The organism is Ideonella sp. (assembly GCF_044358605.1).
Lineage (GTDB): Bacteria > Pseudomonadota > Gammaproteobacteria > Burkholderiales > Burkholderiaceae_C > Ideonella.
The window spans coordinates 43,117-58,173 of the sequence record NZ_JBIKNQ010000027.1 but is presented as its reverse complement, the minus strand read 5'-3'; the positions used below and the strand labels follow the sequence as shown (position 1 = coordinate 58,173).

Here is a 15,057-nt window from a genome sequence, read left to right as displayed (position 1 = left end):
CCGTCGCGCATCCACATCGGGTGGCATCAACGGCTCCGCCGCGTTCCCCGTCTGGCTACAGATTTCAATCAACATCCGCAGCGCGGAGAGATGCGTTTTGCCTCTTGACAGGAAGAAGCCATATCAGCGTTGGAGGTCTATCTCCAGCAAACCGGTGGGGGCTATGCAGCACCTGTGCGGCTTGAGTTCAGCCAAGGCACCTGGCTCTATCACATGGTCAGCATTGACCTGCAAGGCGACAGGCGCACGGAGTGGGCCGTTAGCCAGGAATTTGGCAGTCGCCCGGAGCTGGTGATCTACCGCCTCAATGCGGGCCAGTTGCAAGTGCATCAGCGCTTGGCAAGTGTCCAAGCGGATTTGCTGGCGGTGGGCGATCTGAATCAAGATGGCCGGCCCGATGTGGTCGCGGCGTCTCCGAACACCGGGCGCATGGAGGTGTTCAGCAATGATGGCGCGGGGCGTCTGCTCGCTGGCGCGCACAGCTACTTTGGTGCGGTGGAGACATCATCGCTTGTGCTGGTGGACGTTGATGGCGACCAACGGCTGGATGTGCTGACGGGGCCGCTTTTGAACCTCGGGCGCGCAGCGCCAGTCCTGTCGGCGGCCACGCGTTGGCGCGGCCTGCCGCCCCTCAGCAGCGTGCGGGACTCCAGATCGGCAGCAAATCACACCCGCTGAGGTTCCGATCAGCGCACAATCTTGGGCTGTCTACGCCCCGCTGGGGTGGCGCTAAGAAAGGGTGAAGAACATGTCCATGAACCAGGGGTTGCTGCTGTGCGGTTTGGCCTTGGCCTTGTCGGGCGTGCAGGCCGGTGAGCTGTACAAATGGACAGACGCCCAAGGCAAGGTCCATTTCAGCGACAAGCCGCCCAAGCCCAGCGTGGGCACAGCCAAGACGGTGGACGTCAAAGCGCCACCGGTCTCTGAGGCCCAGCGCCTCGAAGCCCAAGCCCGGCTGGCCAGGCTCAAGGCCACGGCGGGACAGGGGGGCACACTCATTGGCGGAACAGGCCCACATGTGATGATCCCGCCAGAGGCGCGACAAGCCGCAGGTGGCTCCGGCGGCACGGCTTGCGAGCGTGCTTGGCGTGAGTACAACGAGAGCGTGGCCTGCTTCTCCGCCAACCGTGGCGCGGGCAACCGTATCAGCGCCGAAGGCTTTGAGAAGTGCAAGGCGGTGGCGGAGCCTGCGCCCTGCAAGTGACCAGGCCCGTCAGTCGCGCCGCTGCTTGACCGCTGGCGCCGTGAGCCGGCGCTTAGTCGCAAGGCGCTGGCCCGCGCGCGCCGAGACCGGCACAGTGCGCTGCATCGCGACCCCGGTCGCTTCTTGCTAAGGTTTGCGCCATGTGGTCTCACATCCTCGCCTGGATTTTTGCCATTTTGTTGGGCTTGATCGCCATGGGCTTGGTTCAAACGCGCACGCGCTTGGTCAATCCTCGCGTGCTGGTTGGTGTGGCCACGGGCCTGTTAGCCTATTCCGCTTGGGGTGTGACCAGTGCATTTGGCCTGCAGCTCGCACCGCTGCTGGCCTGGGGTTTGGGCTTGGCTTTGGCCTTGGGCCTGCTGATGCGCTGGGTGGCATCCCAGGGCTTGGTGCGGCAGGGCCGCGCGGTGCAAGTGCCGGGTAGCTGGCTGCCCATGGCGCTGTTGCTGAGCATCTTCCTGGCCAAGTTTGTGTTGGGCATGGCCACGGGTCTGGGGGTCAGCTTTGTGCAGGCCAGCTGGTTTGTGGCGCTGGCCAGCGGGGTGTTCGGCCTGCTCAGCGGCAGCTTTGCCGCCCGGGCTTGGGCGGTGCACCGCTTCGCACGGGCTTGAGCTTTACTTCTTGATGCTGATGACCTGAGCTTGGGTGACTGCCTTGAGCCCATCGATGCCGAACTCCACGCCCCAGCCTGAGCCTTTGGTGCCACCAAAGGGGACCATGGGATGAATGGCGCCATGCTGATTGATCCAAACCGTGCCGGCCTGGATGCGCTCTGCAACCGCTCGGGCATGGTCGAGATTGTTGGACCACACGCTGGCGCCCAAGCCTGCATCGAGCCGATTGGCGCTGGCAATGGCATCGGCCTCATCACGGTACTTGATGATCGGCAAGACGGGCCCGAACTGTTCTTCGTCGACCAGTGGTGCGCCGTCGGCAATGTTGGTGATCAACGTCAGCGGATAGAACAGCCCAGGTCCTGAGGGCGCTTGGCCCCCGCACACCACGCTGGCACCGTCGGCTTTGGCCCGCTCGACCAAGGCCTGTACCTTGTCGAATTGCATGCGGTTCTGGATAGGCCCCATGGCAATGCCCGCTTGCATGCCATCGCCCATGGGCATAGCCGTTGCCAGCGTCTTCAGTTCGGCCACCACGGCGTCATGCAGGCTCTCATGGACATACAGCCGTTTGGCACAGGCGCAGGTTTGGCCCATGTTGAGGAAGGCGCCCCAGAACAGCCCCATGGCCATGGCCTTGGGGTCGGCATCCGGCAGGACGATGGCGGCGTCGTTGCCGCCTAACTCCATGGTGGTCGGCGTCAAGTGGCGAGCCGCTGTTGCGGCAATGCGAGCCCCCGTGGCGCTGGAGCCGGTGAACATGATTTTGTCCAGCGCGGGGTTGTCGACCAACCAGGCCCCCACCTCGCCGGGGCCGCTGACCGTGTTCAACACCCCGGGCGGTAGAACATCGGCCAGCAAACGCACCAACTCCAACGTGCCGATGCTGGTGTACTCAGACGGCTTGATGACCACGGTGTTGCCTGCGCGCAAGGCCGGGATCATCTGCCACACGGCAATCAACAGGGGCCAGTTCCAGGGTGCGATGGTGCCAATCACGCCAAAGGGCTTGCGATGAACTTCATCACGGCGGGTCTCATCTTCGAACACCACCTCTACAGACAGTTCGAGGCTGGCAGGGACTTGGGTCCAGACCTCGCACCCCCACAGCTCAAAGCGGGCCCCGGGTACTTGATCAGGGCCTATGCCCCCCAGCGGCTTGCCTTGCTCACGGGTCACCCACTCAGCCAGATACTCTGCGTTGGTCTTGATGACTTCGGCCAACTGCATGCACAGCGCTTTGCGCTGTGCATCAGGAAGTGCGGCCCAGGCAGGCTGAGCAGCCTTGGCCGCAGCAACAGCCATGTCGACCTGCTCACGGCTGCAATGTGCAACGCGGCCCAATGTCTCGCCGGTGGCTGGGTTGTGAGAATCAAAGTAACGGTCTGAGCCGACGCGCAGACCGTTGATGATGTTGTCGTAGATGTTCATTGAAGCTCCATAAGACGCGGTCTTGCCACCACTGATGGGGCAGCGACGCCAGTATGGAAGGGCAGGCCTCAGTGCGCATCGCGAAGGTTCGCAGCGGGAAAACCCGCGCGCTCAATCCTCTGCTCTGGCCCTGAGGTAAAACGCCACCAGCCACAGCCAGTACGCCGCGATCAGTCCTGTTTGAGCCCAGTACATGGCGGTCGACCGGCCTGCCAAGACCAGTTGCAAGGCGTCTGACAGGTTGACCGCAGAAAGCCCCAGCACCGTCACTGCCAAGGCCAGCAAGACTGCAGGGACGGCAGCGCGGATGGTGGCCGCGGTGTAGAAAAGGCAGATGTAGGCCACCACGGCAAAGGAGATGATCTTGTCCTGGTAGGCCTGAAACGGCACGTCGTAGTAGACGAAAACCAAGGGGTACTTGAGCCCGAAGAAGTGGGCCACTGCCATGCAGCAGAAATAGGCGACGCCGGCCATCAGCGAGATGTTTAGGATCTTGGTGTTCATGGGAACCTCTTGAAAGACAGCCGCCATCTTGGATCGACCGTTCGCCTATGACCAGTGGCTCAATCCTTCAACAACGATAGGATTGGGCCAATATCGCAGGGCATAGTACAGATCCGGATACAGCGGGACTCTGAGCGCATCGCACAATCAGAGAGGTACTTTGACCATGTCAGAACAGCACTTGCTTCATCTCCAGCGCCAGTGGCGCGAACGGCTCTTCGAGGGAGAGAACGCTTTGCGCTGGCGGCCTGGCCGCGAGTTGGCGGCTGAGTTGTTGCTGTATCTGGATGACCCGCAAAGCTGCTGGCGGCTCACCACTGATTGGCTGCGAGAGACCTTGGACGCCGACCGCGTGGACGGTGGCTATGGCGGATTCCTGAACCCCTGCAGCGGCACGCACGATTACGTGGCGCTTGCCGAGGCGCAACGCAATGGACTGACCCTGCCCTCGGTGTTGGGGCAAGCGTTCAGCGCCGTCAACCCGGGCCTGCTGGCTGTGTGGCGTGGTAGCGGCATTTTTGCAGTCCAGGATGTTCTGCAAGAGAGGCGATTTACGCCATCGCTGCGCCATCGTTTGTCGGCCATGCAAACGGCGTCCAAGCTGGCCATTCCTCTGCACAATGGCACGGAGCCGGTGGGTTTGATCTGTGCCGATTGGCAGTCCACAGCTGCCCAGTGGCATCCAGATGTTTGCAATGAACTCGGCACCTTGGCGGAGCAGGTTCTGGGGCCGATTCTGGCCTTGGCTCAGCATGGGGCGCGCACGAACCTCGAGGCTGAAGGTCCGCCCGGATTGGCCACACTGACGGAGGCTGAGCGGCGGGTTGCAGAACTGGTGGCGCAGGGCTTGAGTTACAAGGAGGTCGCTCGGCAGCTCAAGCGTTCAGTCTCCACCGTGGATCATCAGCTGCGCCGCGTCCGCGAAAAACTCGGCGTGCCCACCACCGCTCGGCTGATCCGCGTACTCACCGATCACGGCGGGTGCCACTGATCAGGCCGTCACCATCACGCTCAAGCCCAGCTCGCGCATCATCAGCTCGCGCACACAAACTTCTGCGGCCTGCCCGCCACGGTGATGGGCAGCTCGTCGACAAAGCGGATGTAGCGCGCCACTTTGTAGTGGGCGATGTTCTCGCGGCAAAAGGCGCGGATCTCGTCCTCGGTGCAGGCCGCTCCGGGTTTGGTGATGATCCAGGTGCACAGCTCTTCGCCGTAGCGCTCGTCGGGCACGCCAAACACCTGCACGGCGGCCACCTTGGGGTGGCGGAACAGGAACTCTTCGACCTCGCGCGGGTAGATGTTTTCGCCGCCGCGGATCACCATGTCTTTGACCCGACCCACGATATTGCAATAGCCCTGCTCATCCAGCGTGGCCAGGTCGCCGGTGTGCATCCAGCCCTCGCGCACCGCGTCTGCCGTGCGCTCGGGGTCGTCCCAATAGCCCTTCATCACCGAATAGTCTTTGGTGCACAGCTCGCCCTTCTGGCCCACGGGCACGATGCGGCCCTGATCGTCCACGATTTTGACCTCCAGGTGCGGCAGCACCCGCCCGACGGTGGTGACGCGTTTGTCCAGCGGGTCGTCGGTGGCACTCTGGAAGGACACCGGGCTGGTCTCCGTCATGCCGTAGGCAATCGTGACCTCCGTCATGTGCATCTCGGCTTGCACACGGCGCATCACTTCGATGGGGCAAGGCGCGCCGGCCATGATGCCGGTGCGCAGGGTGCTCAGGTCAAACTGGCTGAAGTCGGGGTGGTCCAGCTCGGCAATGAACATGGTGGGCACGCCATGCAGGGCGGTGCAGCGCTCGGCTTGTACGGCGGCCAGGGTCTCGCGGGGCTCAAAGCCTTCGCCGGGGAAGACCATGGCCGAGCCGCGCACCGTGCAGGCCAGCACCGCCAGCACCATGCCAAAGCAGTGGTAGAGCGGCACCGGAATGCACAGCCTATCCAGCTCCGTCAAGCGCATGCAGTCGGCCACAGCCATGGCGTTATTGGCGATGTTGTGGTGCGTCAGCGTCGCCCCCTTGGGGGCGCCGGTGGTGCCGCTGGTGAACTGGATGTTGATGGCCTGATGGCAGTGCAGCGCCTCGGGCGACGGCAGGGTTTGGCCTGCGGACAAGGCCGCGCGGCCTTGGGCCATCACGGCGTCCCAATTCAGCATGCCGCTGGTGTGCTCGTGCCCCATGCGAATCACCCGCTGCAATTGGGGCAAGCGCTGGGTGGCTTCGGGGTGGCCCACCCCCAGGTTCTGCAACATGCCCAGATAGTTGCTGCTCTTGAAGGCGGCTGCCGTGATGAGCACACTGACCCCCGATTTGTTGAGCGCGTACTCCAACTCGGCCAAACGGTAAGCGGGGTTGATGTTGACCAGAATCGCACCCAGGCGCGCGGTGGCGAATTGCGTGATTAGCCACTCCGGCCGGTTGGGGGCCCAAATGCCCACCCGGTCGCCCTGTTGCACACCCAGCGCTTGCAGGCCCGCAGCGCAGACGTTGCCCTCTTGCAGCAGCTCCATCCAGGTGCAGCGCAGCGCCAGCCCGCCTGGGTGAAGATGGCCGCATCGCGGTGTGGGTAGCGTTGTGCGCTGCGCGCCAGCACCGCAAAGACGGTGGCGTCGCTCAGGGCTTGGTCGCGGGTGCCGCGCACCAGCGACAGCCCTTGTTGGGGGAGAAGCGAGGGGAGATCACGCATGTGCTTGGCCTCCATCAAAACAGAGAGGTGCTGGAGCCCAGACCGCAGGCCTTCAGGGTTTCAGAGGGCAGCTCGTCGAACATCAGCTTGTAATGCCGCGTGAAGTGGCTGGCGCTGGAAAAACCCAGGTCACTGGCAATGACGGTGATGGGCAGGTCGGTGCGCAGCTTGAGCGCACGTCGCGCTTCATTCAAGCGCAGTGCACGCAGGTAAGCCTGCGGCGTGGTTTGCATGAACTCTTCAAAGCAGTACTGCAGACTGCGGCGGCTGGCAAAAGCGGCTGCGCAGATTTCAGGCACGCCGATGTCCTCGTGCAGATGCGCGCGCATGTACTCAATGGCGCGCTTGACCACCTTGAGCCGCGTGTCGGCGCGGCGCGGGATAGTCTGAGCCTGATGGCTCTCCTCGCTGTGCATGGCCAGGATCACCGTTTGAGTGAGCGTGGCTGTCAGCAGCTCCTCGGCTTGGCCACGGCCTTCCAGCCGATCCAGTGCGCCGTCCTCCTCGGTCTGCGCAGTGACCGCCATCAACATCTGCCGGATGGCGCTGGCGGAATCGGGCGACAGACCCAGATTGCGCTCTTGCTGGGCCCGCTCCAGCCACTCCACCTTGGACGGTGCCAGGCCTGCCAGCACATCGCGGTGCACTGACAAGCCGATCAGATCCAACTCACCGGCCGACACCAAATCGTATTCGTCATCCGCGCCAAAAATCAGCAGCGATTCGCGGTCCAGCGGGCGGCCCCCAAAGGTGGAGCCGGGCATCACCGCCAGGGGCACGGCCAACACCAAATGGCCGGGCGGTGGGGTGATTTGTTCGCGCAGGTGGCGGTTGGTGTGCTCACGCAGCAGCGTGCCTTCGTTCATCACCAACTGCCAGGCATGGCCTTCAAAGCGACCGGCGCTGAGTTGTTCATAGCGCTGCTGCCAGCCGTCCAGCGCCTGGGCTTGGTCGTCCACATCGCGTGACTGGTGCTCAACAATCTTGACCATGTTCAAACCTTTTGGGGCCACGCCAGCGTGCGGGGGCCGGTGGCGGACGCGACGGCCAGTGTGCGGGCATCCAGGGCCCAAGCGCCATGCAGACTTGCCCTGCTTGAGTCATCGCGGGTTAGGGGGTGGTGGCGAGCTGCAGGCCACGCTGGCGGGCCTCGCCCACCAAGCGGTGGCGCTCCCCCGCCACATCCAGCAGCGGGCTGGCGCGAGCCCGTTGGATCTCGGTGGCGTCGTAGGGCCGGTGGCCCGGGGGTTGGGAGGGCGCGGCCAAGGTGGCTAGCACCCAGTTGGTGACGGCGGCCACTTGGGCATCGTCCAAGCCGGAGCCCATCACGCCGGGGACCTTGATGATGAACTCGCGCCCGCCGGGCAGTTGCAAGAAATCGCCGACCCGGCGCATATCAGGCACCCGGCCTAGGGCGGAGCCGCTGGCGTCCATGCCGTGGCAGCCCGCGCAATGCAGCACATAGATGCTGCGGGCACCGCCTTGGAGGGGCGCGATGGCGGGGGCGTCTGGGCGTAGCACGATCTGGCGACCGGTCACCGTCTGGGTGTCGCCATGCACGCCTCCACCGGCCCAGGCCAGGGTGCCCAGCAGGACGCCTACCAGCAAGGTCATGGGGCGGCGCATGGTGTTCAAGCTCACTTCAGCAATTGAGCGCGGCGCTCGCGCGACTGCGGCGGGCTGCCCCCTGCGTCGCGAGCGGCCTTGAGCTCGCCAACGCTGTAGGGCTCGCCGCTGCGGCCCTGCAGATGGGCGACATGCGTGGATATGGCCGCCAACTGCTCGTCGCTCAGTGCGCCACTGAAGGCCGGCATGCTGCCCACAAAGCGCTGTCCGTTCACCACGATGGGACCAGACAGGCCATGCTGCAAGACCGCCGCTAGGTAGCTGCGGTCTGCCCCCAGCCGTGCCCAGTGCTCGCCTTTCAAGGCGGGTGCCAAGCCCACAGTGCCGCTGCCATCGGCCTGATGACAAGACGCGCAGTGCTGGCCATACAAGGCGGCGCCGTCGGGGGCCGCCTGAGCGGTGGCGCACAGCAGCATCGACGCGGCAAGCCGTCCCCTCATGCAACCCCCACGATCAGGGCGGTGGTGCAATGGAACATGGAGCTGGTGTTGGCCATGCACCAGTTGATGTCGTTGTGTACACCCAGACGGTAGCCAGGGCGCTCGCGTTCGTTGTTGTTGCACAAGCACTCGCCACAAGAGCCCTTGCCGCAGCAGTCGTTGTACGAGATCAAATAGTGGCGGCCATCCTGCGGGTTCAGACAGGTACCAACCCAGCTCACCTTGGATGCTTCGGTGCCCGGGGGGCATTGGGTCAGCGTACCGCCGCAGCAAGTACACAGAAAGCCATCAATGGCGCAGTAGCGCCAGTATTCGCACTGGGTCGCGTCGGGGCTGTTGTCCGGTGTCTTGGTCTTGCTGCCGCCACTGGCGCCGGCAGCCATCGCGCTACCAAACTGGCCGCTACGGTCGAAGGGCAGCATGGGCAAAATGGCGCCTCCCACCAGGGCTGTGCCCAGCCGGGTGACAAAGCTGCGCCGACCATGCACATGGGCCGCCTGGCGCACCCGGCGCTCGGTGACGCGATCGATCAGGGAGAGTAACCAGTTCATGAGCGGCTCCTCAGTGGGCGTGCTGGGCGGGGTCGCCCAGGTACTGTTGGATGGTGGGGGTGCCCATGTCCTGGGCATTGAGCAGGCTGTCGAGCTGCTCGCGGGAATTGACCAGGCCCTTGGCGGTGACGGTGCCCTGGCGATCCATCAGCACGGCATAGGGCAAGCGCGAGACGCGGTAGCTCATGCCCAGCTCCGTGGACAGCACATAGGGCAGGTGCGTCAGCCCTTGCTCGCGGATGAACAGCAGGTGGTCGGCGTCGCCATCGCTGGCCAACACCACGCGCAGGGCTTTGTCCTCATCGCGGGCCAGGGCCTTGAGGATGGGGATCAGCTTCTTGCAGGCCGGGCAGGTCGGCGCCAAGAAGAACAGCAGCGTGGGCTGGGCCTGCGGGCCGCCGATGGGCACATGCTCAGACTGCAAGCCGGTCAGGGCCAGGATGGGTGAAGGGGCGCCGACAGCAGGGCCCGCATCGGTGACCAAGGCACCCATGGGGGCCACGCGCTCGAACAGCACGCCGACCTGGCGCGACAAGGCCCACAGCATCAGCCCCAAGGCCAGCACAGCGGCCCACAGCAGGATCACAGAGATTGTCAAAGCGTCCATCAGTGTTTCTCCACAAAACGGGTAGGGCGCTGCTGGCGCAGCACTTGGTGAAAAGCAGCCCACAGCAGGCTGCCCAGCAGCACGGCAGCGGCGGTGACGGCATGGTCGGCCAGGGTCATGGTGCGATCAGCAGGGGTGAGGCTGGCGGCAAGCGCCAGCGCCATCAGGCCGAGATTGCGGCCCACCAAGACCCAACTCAGGGGCAGGGGCTCGCCGCCGCAGCCGCAATCGGGCCGCCGCCCAGCGCGCAGATGAGTGGCCATGGCGCCGGCATAGGCTGCGAGCAGGCCTGCCGCCCCCAGTGCCCCCAGCGCCCGCCAAGGCGAGAGCAGCAAGACGGTCACGGCCAACTCGGCCAAGGGCAAGCCGTGTTGCAGCAGGCCAAGCCACCGGTCCGGCACGCGGTAGGCGCCCAGGTGCTGCAAAAACAAGGCGCTGTCCAGCAGCTTGCTGAGTGCGGCGTGGGCGAACAAGGCGGCCAGCCAAGCGGCGGGGATCCACACCAACAAGGGGTCCACCGTCTCCAGGGTTGGGGCGGCCATCAGTCGTTGCTCTCAAGGTGCAAGGCGGCTTCGCCGACCCTGACCACCGAGACCAGAGGCTTAAGGCCGCTGTTAGCGACGACGCGCCAAACGTTCATGCCTCCAGTCATGCCATCCAGCGCATGCAGGCGCTCGCCGTTGCGAGAGAAAGTCAGCGAGGCGGTGCCCTTGCCGGGATGGGTGGCCAGACGTTTACCGCTGGCCAGATCGACCACCCAGAGCTGCTCGGCCGGCCGCTTGTGCGAGCCTTCAGCGCCCTTGCTGTGCATGGCCGCCACCAAGCGGCTGCCTGTCGGGTCGACTGCAAAGTTTTGGTAGCCACCGGGGCGCCAGCCGCTCTTCTTGTCTTTGCCTCGGACCAGAGACAACTGGCTCACACGCTGAGCCACTGGGCCGCCCAGGTTCAACTCGGTGACCTGGCCTTGGAAGGACATGAACCAGTAGCGATCACCGACCCGCTCGGCATGGTGGAACCAGGCGTCTTGGTCGGCATCAAAGAGCTTGTCGCTGAGCTGCCGTTCGGCCACCTGGCCTTGTTCATTGAGCGTGATGGTGGCGACCTTGCCATCTCCGCAAAGCATGGAAAAGCGCGCGCCTTCGGCCGCTGGCATGCTGCCCCAGCAGCCGGGGGTTTGGACCTCGCTGACGACCTTCCGGGTTTGCAGGTTGACCACCGTCACGGACGTGCCCGGCGTGGCGTTCATCACCAGCACAAATTGGCCGTTACCAGTGATGCTGACCAAGCCGCGGTAGTTCAGGGCTTGGGCGCGATTGGGCGGCAGCGTGACTTCATACTTGAAACCCAGGTTTTGGGTGTCGTGTACTTCCAGCACGTCGCTGCGCTCACCGCGAGAGCCGCGGGCCAGATAGCTGGTGGCCACATACAACTCGTTAGCCGCCGGATTGACCGCAAAGTTGCCCGCATAGCCGGTGGAGATCATCCCCAGAAAGCGGCCCTTCTCGGCGTCATAAACGCGGATGCGGCCATCTGAAATGTGGCTGATGGCCACATCGGCCACATACACACGCGCCGCAGACGTGCCGGCCAGGGTGCTGGGGGCTAAGGTCTCAGCAGGTAATTCAGGGGGCGGGGCTTTGGCTGGCGCCGCCAGGGTCAGGCCGCAGCTCAGCATTAGGCCAAGCAGCAGGGTTGGACGCACCGTCGCAGAATGCATAGAGCTCTCCTCGCGATGCCAAGATGGACTGGGCGCAAACGTTGCGCAGCCTCATCAGCATCATGGGAGCCGATTCTGGGAAAGTGAGTCGAAGCCGAATATCACGATTCGGCAAACCGGCCCTGGGGTCTCCCCGGTCGAGGGGAAACCCCAGTGAGGGTCACTTCAGCAAGGAGCCCAGCAGACTGCCCAAATCAGGCTGAGCACCCGCCGTCGGCAATTGGCCATTGGGGGTCATCTGGTCGATGACTTGCGGCAGCAGTTGCGAGAGCTGGCCCATCAGGTCGCCTTGGCTGAGCCCGGTTTGCTCGGCTGAGATCGGCAGATTCTGGCCTGTAGAAACCCAGGACGAGACCACGTCACCCAGGCTGCCTTGCTGGAACTGTTGCACCAGACCGGCCAAGCCGCCGCCCAGGCCGCCTTGGCTCAGCAAGCTGGTGACGACATTGACAACGCAGCTTGACCGCCGCCCTGGCCTCCTTGGCCCAACATCCCGACAACAGAATCCAGCAAACCCATGGCATTTCTCCTCAGAAAACGTGTGACAGCGAAGGCTCGCAGCATGCCTGAGCCGCGCCCAATCTCGCTAGGTTTAGCAAGACGAACGTGCATTGCTTAAAGCCAGCGTCGCAAAGCCGTCACAGGCTTGCGGGCCGTGTTCAGAGATCAAAGGGTGCAGAGTGCGGAGATACCGGCCAAGGTAGCGAGTGGAGCGGTGTCTGCACGCAGCACGCGCGGGCCCAGGCTCAAGGGCACAAAGCCGCGGCTGCGGGCCAGTGCTTCTTCCTTGGCGTCCAGACCACCCTCGGGGCCGCTGAGCAAGGTGATGTGTGCTGCCAGGCGGCCGGCCCAGGCCGACAGCGGGCGCGCATCAGGCGCAAAGCTCAACAGCAGGCGTTCACCGTCAGCGGCTTCTGGGCTCAAGCTGGCCAGCCAGTCGGCCAGGTTTTGCACCGGCGCGATGTGGGGGACGGTGGTCCGGCCGCTTTGCTCGGCGGCGGCCTGGGCCACGCCTTGCCAGTGGCTGCGGCGGCGCTCGGCACGCTCACCGTGCAGGCGCAATACCGAGCGTGCGCTGTGCAAGGGCTGGATGGCGACCGCGCCCAATTCGGCGGCCTTTTCGACCAAGGCATCCATGCGTTCGTTGGCCGGCATGCCCAGCGCCAAGCTCACGGCCACTGGCAGCTCGCGGCTGCAAGCGTGGTGGGCCTCGACTCGGACATCGGCGTCTTGCCGGCCCATGCGGGTCACGCTGGCGGCCCATTCGCCACCTTGGCCATTGAACAGAGTCAGCGCATCGCCGGGCTGCAGGCGCAGCACTTGAATGTGGCGCGAGGCGTCAGCGGGGAGGGTGAGTTCGGCGCCGTTATGCAGCGGCGCATCCAGGTACAAACGAGGCGGCATGGGCGAGAGTGTGCCTCAGGCCAGCAGACGGTAAAGCTCTTGGACCGCACCCATGCCTCGGCTGGCCCTGACCTCCTCGGCAAACACCAGGGCAACCTTGCGCAGGCCCTCCACGCCGTCGGCCTTTTCCAAGTCCAGCACGATCCGGTAGCCCTTCATCACGCCGAGCTGAGCTTTGGCTTGGGCGGTCAAGGCCGTGTAGAGCTGGTCATAAGTGGCCGCGTTGATGCGTTTGCTCAGGGCCTGCCAAGCCATTTGCTCTGGGTTGGCGGCGGGGGAGGAGGGCGTTGCGTCGGGGGTGAGCAGGCCCAACTCCAGCAAATAGGCCAAGTCCTCACTGCTCACCCCTTGCAGGGCTTGCAGCCATTCCTGCGCCGTCTTGCTGGCGTTGATGACCAGCAGCAAATTGCGGGCAGCCCGAGACAAGCCCAGGGCTCGCGCGCCAATCTCGGCTTGGCCTGCGGCGGTGCGCACATAGTGCGCGGACAATCCAACATCAACCATCTGGGCGCCTCGAACTGCCAGCGCTACAACCCGGGGCCTGTGGTCAGCAGGCGCCGACCATCAGCTCAATGGAGACTGGGCTTGTCGCGCAGTTCCCGGCGCAGCACCTTGCCAACCGGCGTTTTGGGCAACTCTGCGCGGAACTCCACCACCTTGGGCCGCTTGTAGCCGGTCAAGTTGGCTTCGCACCAGGCGCGCACGTCTTGCTCGGTCAACGCCGGATCTTTCTTGACGATGACCACCTTCACGGCTTCGCCCGCGTTGTCGTCGGGCACGCCCACGGCGGCGCATTCCAGCACGCCCGGCAATTGGGTGAGCACGTCTTCGACTTCGTTGGGATACACATTGAAGCCCGAGACCAAGATCATGTCCTTCTTGCGGTCCACGATCTTGAAGAAGCCGCGTTCGTCCATGATGCCGATGTCACCGGTGCGGAAGAAGCCGTCGGCCGTCATGACCTTGGCGGTCTCATCCGGCCGCTGCCAATAACCCGCCATCACCTGCGGGCCTTTGATGGCGATCTCGCCAGCTTGGCCCATCGCGACCAGATTGCCGTCGTCGTCCAGCAGCTTCATCTCGGTATTGGAGACGGGAATGCCGATGGTGCCGCTGTAGGCGTCGGTGTCGACGCGGTTGCACGAGGCCACCGGCGAGGTTTCTGACAGGCCATAGCCCTCGCAGATGGGACAGCCGGTTTTCTCCAGCCACAGCCGCGCTGTGGCTTGTTGTACGGCCATGCCACCACCCACCGAGATCTTCAGGTGGCTCCAGTCCACCTTGTCGAACTCGGGGTGATTGGCCATGGCATTGAACAAGGTGTTCACCGCCGGCAGGCTGTGGAAGCGCTCGCGACTCAGCTCCTTGAACAGGGCGGGCAGGTCGCGTGGGTTGGCGATCAAGATGTTGCAGCCGCCCATGCGCAGGCCCAGCATCATGTTCGTGTTAAAGCCGAAGATGTGATAAATCGGCAGCGCGCAGATGGTGGTGATCTGCTCGCCCTTGGGGATCTTCTTGAGGGCGGGCTGGTACCAGGCCTCAGACTGCAACACATTGGCCACGAGGTTGCGGTGCAGCAGCACGGCGCCCTTGCTGACGCCGGTGGTGCCGCCGGTGTACTGCAGCACGGCAATGTCGTCGGAGCCGACCACCGGGGCGGTAAAGGGCTTGCGGCGGCCGATTGAGACGGCATCGTTGAAGCGCACCGGTGAGGCCAGCGTGTAGGCCGGCACCATCTTCTTCACTTTGCGCACCACATGGTTGATGATGGCGCCCTTGAGGAAGCCCATCATGTCGCCCATGGCGGCCAGCACCACATGCTTGGTGGGTACGGCGTCGGCCACTTGTTGCAGGGTGGTGGCAAAGTTCTCCAGGATCACAATGGCCTTGGCGCCAGAGTCCTTGAGTTGATGCTCCAGCTCACGCGGGGTGTAGAGCGGGTTGACGTTGACCACCACCAAGCCCGCACGCAAGATGCCGGCCACAGCCACCGGGTACTGCGGCACATTGGGCAGCATCACCGCGACCCGGTCGCCCTTGACCAGTCCCAGGCTTTGCAGGTAGGCGGCAAAGGCGCGCGACAGGTCGTCGATCAACTCAAAGTTGAAGGACTTGCCCATGAACCGGTAAGCCGGCAGGCCCTGGTGCTTGCGGAAGCTCTCTTCCAACAAGGCCACCAAAGAGTGGTAGACATCCGTCTGCACCTCTGCCGGCACGCCATCGGGATATCGCTTCAGCCAAATCTTTTCCATGGATCCTCTCCCAG

Annotated in this window: 16 protein-coding genes and 2 pseudogenes; 4 read left to right on the top strand and 14 right to left on the bottom strand. The window is 64.2% G+C overall.

Annotated features, from left to right (window positions below):
* Positions 1 to 129 precede the first annotated feature (129 nt).
* From ACIQ3Q_RS11405 to ACIQ3Q_RS11395, 3 genes and pseudogenes are all read left to right on the top strand, one after another.
* Positions 130 to 678 carry an FG-GAP repeat domain-containing protein gene (locus ACIQ3Q_RS11405; RefSeq protein WP_396269199.1) on the top strand — a complete coding sequence of 183 codons (549 nt, stop codon included), beginning with the start codon at positions 130 to 132 and terminating at the stop codon, positions 676 to 678.
* A gap of 76 nt (positions 679 to 754) precedes the next feature.
* Positions 755 to 1,204 (top strand): DUF4124 domain-containing protein, encoded by a 450-nt coding sequence (locus tag ACIQ3Q_RS11400; protein ID WP_396269198.1) that lies wholly within the window; start codon positions 755 to 757, stop codon positions 1,202 to 1,204.
* 110 nt (positions 1,205 to 1,314) lie between these two features.
* Positions 1,315 to 1,815 (top strand): annotated as a pseudogene (locus tag ACIQ3Q_RS11395) (DUF6622 family protein); the annotation flags it as partial.
* A gap of 3 nt (positions 1,816 to 1,818) precedes the next feature.
* Here the strand turns inward: ACIQ3Q_RS11395 and ACIQ3Q_RS11390 are convergent.
* Together ACIQ3Q_RS11390 and ACIQ3Q_RS11385 are read right to left on the bottom strand one after the other, a co-directional pair.
* Positions 1,819 to 3,249, bottom strand: a complete 1,431-nt coding sequence (locus ACIQ3Q_RS11390; RefSeq protein WP_396269197.1) for an aldehyde dehydrogenase family protein — start codon at positions 3,247 to 3,249, stop codon at positions 1,819 to 1,821.
* A gap of 111 nt (positions 3,250 to 3,360) precedes the next feature.
* Positions 3,361 to 3,753: a hypothetical protein gene (locus ACIQ3Q_RS11385; RefSeq protein ID WP_396269196.1), complete on the bottom strand. Its 393-nt coding sequence runs from the start codon at positions 3,751 to 3,753 to the stop codon at positions 3,361 to 3,363.
* A gap of 166 nt (positions 3,754 to 3,919) precedes the next feature.
* On the opposite strand from ACIQ3Q_RS11385, the gene ACIQ3Q_RS11380 reads away from it, so the two are divergent.
* The gene (locus ACIQ3Q_RS11380; protein ID WP_396269195.1) at positions 3,920 to 4,744 is read left to right on the top strand and encodes a GAF domain-containing protein; all 825 of its coding nucleotides are present in this window, start codon (positions 3,920 to 3,922) and stop codon (positions 4,742 to 4,744) included.
* Here ACIQ3Q_RS11380 and ACIQ3Q_RS11375 read toward each other — a convergent pair.
* The 12 genes and pseudogenes from ACIQ3Q_RS11375 to ACIQ3Q_RS11320 all read right to left on the bottom strand — a co-directional run bounded on the left by ACIQ3Q_RS11375 (position 4,745) and on the right by ACIQ3Q_RS11320 (position 15,043).
* Positions 4,745 to 6,446, bottom strand: a pseudogene (locus tag ACIQ3Q_RS11375) (AMP-binding protein).
* A 14-nt stretch (positions 6,447 to 6,460) separates the two neighbouring features.
* A complete protein-coding gene (locus ACIQ3Q_RS11370) occupies positions 6,461 to 7,438 on the bottom strand; it encodes a helix-turn-helix domain-containing protein (RefSeq protein ID WP_396269194.1) in 978 nt (325 codons plus the stop codon).
* Positions 7,439 to 7,556: 118 nt separating this feature from the next.
* Positions 7,557 to 8,060, bottom strand: coding sequence for a c-type cytochrome (locus ACIQ3Q_RS11365; RefSeq protein ID WP_396269193.1), 504 nt, complete (start codon positions 8,058 to 8,060; stop codon positions 7,557 to 7,559).
* Between the two features lie 23 nt (positions 8,061 to 8,083).
* Complete coding sequence (locus ACIQ3Q_RS11360; RefSeq protein ID WP_396269192.1) at positions 8,084 to 8,512, bottom strand: c-type cytochrome; 429 nt, start codon at positions 8,510 to 8,512, stop codon at positions 8,084 to 8,086.
* Positions 8,509 to 9,063 carry a methylamine dehydrogenase light chain gene (locus ACIQ3Q_RS11355; RefSeq protein WP_396269191.1) on the bottom strand — a complete coding sequence of 185 codons (555 nt, stop codon included), beginning with the start codon at positions 9,061 to 9,063 and terminating at the stop codon, positions 8,509 to 8,511. Before ACIQ3Q_RS11355 ends, ACIQ3Q_RS11360 begins: the two co-directional genes overlap by 4 nt.
* 10 nt (positions 9,064 to 9,073) lie before the next feature.
* Positions 9,074 to 9,670, bottom strand: a complete 597-nt coding sequence (mauD, locus tag ACIQ3Q_RS11350) for a methylamine dehydrogenase accessory protein MauD (protein WP_396269190.1) — start codon at positions 9,668 to 9,670, stop codon at positions 9,074 to 9,076.
* Positions 9,670 to 10,212, bottom strand: a complete 543-nt coding sequence (locus ACIQ3Q_RS11345; protein ID WP_396269189.1) for a MauE/DoxX family redox-associated membrane protein — start codon at positions 10,210 to 10,212, stop codon at positions 9,670 to 9,672. The genes mauD and ACIQ3Q_RS11345 overlap by 1 nt, the downstream gene beginning before the upstream one ends.
* Positions 10,212 to 11,387 carry an amine dehydrogenase large subunit gene (locus ACIQ3Q_RS11340; protein WP_396269188.1) on the bottom strand — a complete coding sequence of 392 codons (1,176 nt, stop codon included), beginning with the start codon at positions 11,385 to 11,387 and terminating at the stop codon, positions 10,212 to 10,214. The genes ACIQ3Q_RS11345 and ACIQ3Q_RS11340 overlap by 1 nt, the downstream gene beginning before the upstream one ends.
* Positions 11,388 to 11,547: 160 nt before the next feature.
* The gene (locus ACIQ3Q_RS11335; protein ID WP_396269187.1) at positions 11,548 to 11,820 is read right to left on the bottom strand and encodes a YidB family protein; all 273 of its coding nucleotides are present in this window, start codon (positions 11,818 to 11,820) and stop codon (positions 11,548 to 11,550) included.
* A 233-nt stretch (positions 11,821 to 12,053) separates the two neighbouring features.
* Positions 12,054 to 12,791 carry a 16S rRNA (uracil(1498)-N(3))-methyltransferase gene (locus ACIQ3Q_RS11330; RefSeq protein WP_396269186.1) on the bottom strand — a complete coding sequence of 246 codons (738 nt, stop codon included), beginning with the start codon at positions 12,789 to 12,791 and terminating at the stop codon, positions 12,054 to 12,056.
* A 15-nt stretch (positions 12,792 to 12,806) separates the two neighbouring features.
* The gene (locus tag ACIQ3Q_RS11325) at positions 12,807 to 13,295 is read right to left on the bottom strand and encodes a hypothetical protein (protein WP_396269185.1); all 489 of its coding nucleotides are present in this window, start codon (positions 13,293 to 13,295) and stop codon (positions 12,807 to 12,809) included.
* A 65-nt stretch (positions 13,296 to 13,360) separates the two neighbouring features.
* Complete coding sequence (locus tag ACIQ3Q_RS11320; RefSeq protein ID WP_396269184.1) at positions 13,361 to 15,043, bottom strand: long-chain-fatty-acid--CoA ligase; 1,683 nt, start codon at positions 15,041 to 15,043, stop codon at positions 13,361 to 13,363.
* Positions 15,044 to 15,057 lie beyond the last annotated feature (14 nt).

Excerpts from the sequence above, each read along its gene's own strand:
- ACIQ3Q_RS11400 (WP_396269198.1), top strand. The coding sequence starts at position 755 with ATGAACCAGGGGTTGCTGCTGTGCGGTTTGGCCTTGGCCTTGTCGGGC.
- ACIQ3Q_RS11390 (WP_396269197.1), bottom strand. The coding sequence starts at position 3,249 with ATGAACATCTACGACAACATCATCAACGGTCTGCGCGTCGGCTCAGAC.
- ACIQ3Q_RS11385 (WP_396269196.1), bottom strand. The coding sequence starts at position 3,753 with ATGAACACCAAGATCCTAAACATCTCGCTGATGGCCGGCGTCGCCTAT.
- ACIQ3Q_RS11380 (WP_396269195.1), top strand. The coding sequence starts at position 3,920 with ATGTCAGAACAGCACTTGCTTCATCTCCAGCGCCAGTGGCGCGAACGG.
- ACIQ3Q_RS11370 (WP_396269194.1), bottom strand. The coding sequence starts at position 7,438 with ATGGTCAAGATTGTTGAGCACCAGTCACGCGATGTGGACGACCAAGCC.
- ACIQ3Q_RS11365 (WP_396269193.1), bottom strand. The coding sequence starts at position 8,060 with ATGACCTTGCTGGTAGGCGTCCTGCTGGGCACCCTGGCCTGGGCCGGT.
- ACIQ3Q_RS11360 (WP_396269192.1), bottom strand. The coding sequence starts at position 8,512 with ATGAGGGGACGGCTTGCCGCGTCGATGCTGCTGTGCGCCACCGCTCAG.
- ACIQ3Q_RS11355 (WP_396269191.1), bottom strand. The coding sequence starts at position 9,063 with ATGAACTGGTTACTCTCCCTGATCGATCGCGTCACCGAGCGCCGGGTG.
- mauD (WP_396269190.1), bottom strand. The coding sequence starts at position 9,670 with ATGGACGCTTTGACAATCTCTGTGATCCTGCTGTGGGCCGCTGTGCTG.
- ACIQ3Q_RS11345 (WP_396269189.1), bottom strand. The coding sequence starts at position 10,212 with ATGGCCGCCCCAACCCTGGAGACGGTGGACCCCTTGTTGGTGTGGATC.
- ACIQ3Q_RS11340 (WP_396269188.1), bottom strand. The coding sequence starts at position 11,387 with ATGCATTCTGCGACGGTGCGTCCAACCCTGCTGCTTGGCCTAATGCTG.
- ACIQ3Q_RS11330 (WP_396269186.1), bottom strand. The coding sequence starts at position 12,791 with ATGCCGCCTCGTTTGTACCTGGATGCGCCGCTGCATAACGGCGCCGAA.
- ACIQ3Q_RS11325 (WP_396269185.1), bottom strand. The coding sequence starts at position 13,295 with ATGGTTGATGTTGGATTGTCCGCGCACTATGTGCGCACCGCCGCAGGC.
- ACIQ3Q_RS11320 (WP_396269184.1), bottom strand. The coding sequence starts at position 15,043 with ATGGAAAAGATTTGGCTGAAGCGATATCCCGATGGCGTGCCGGCAGAG.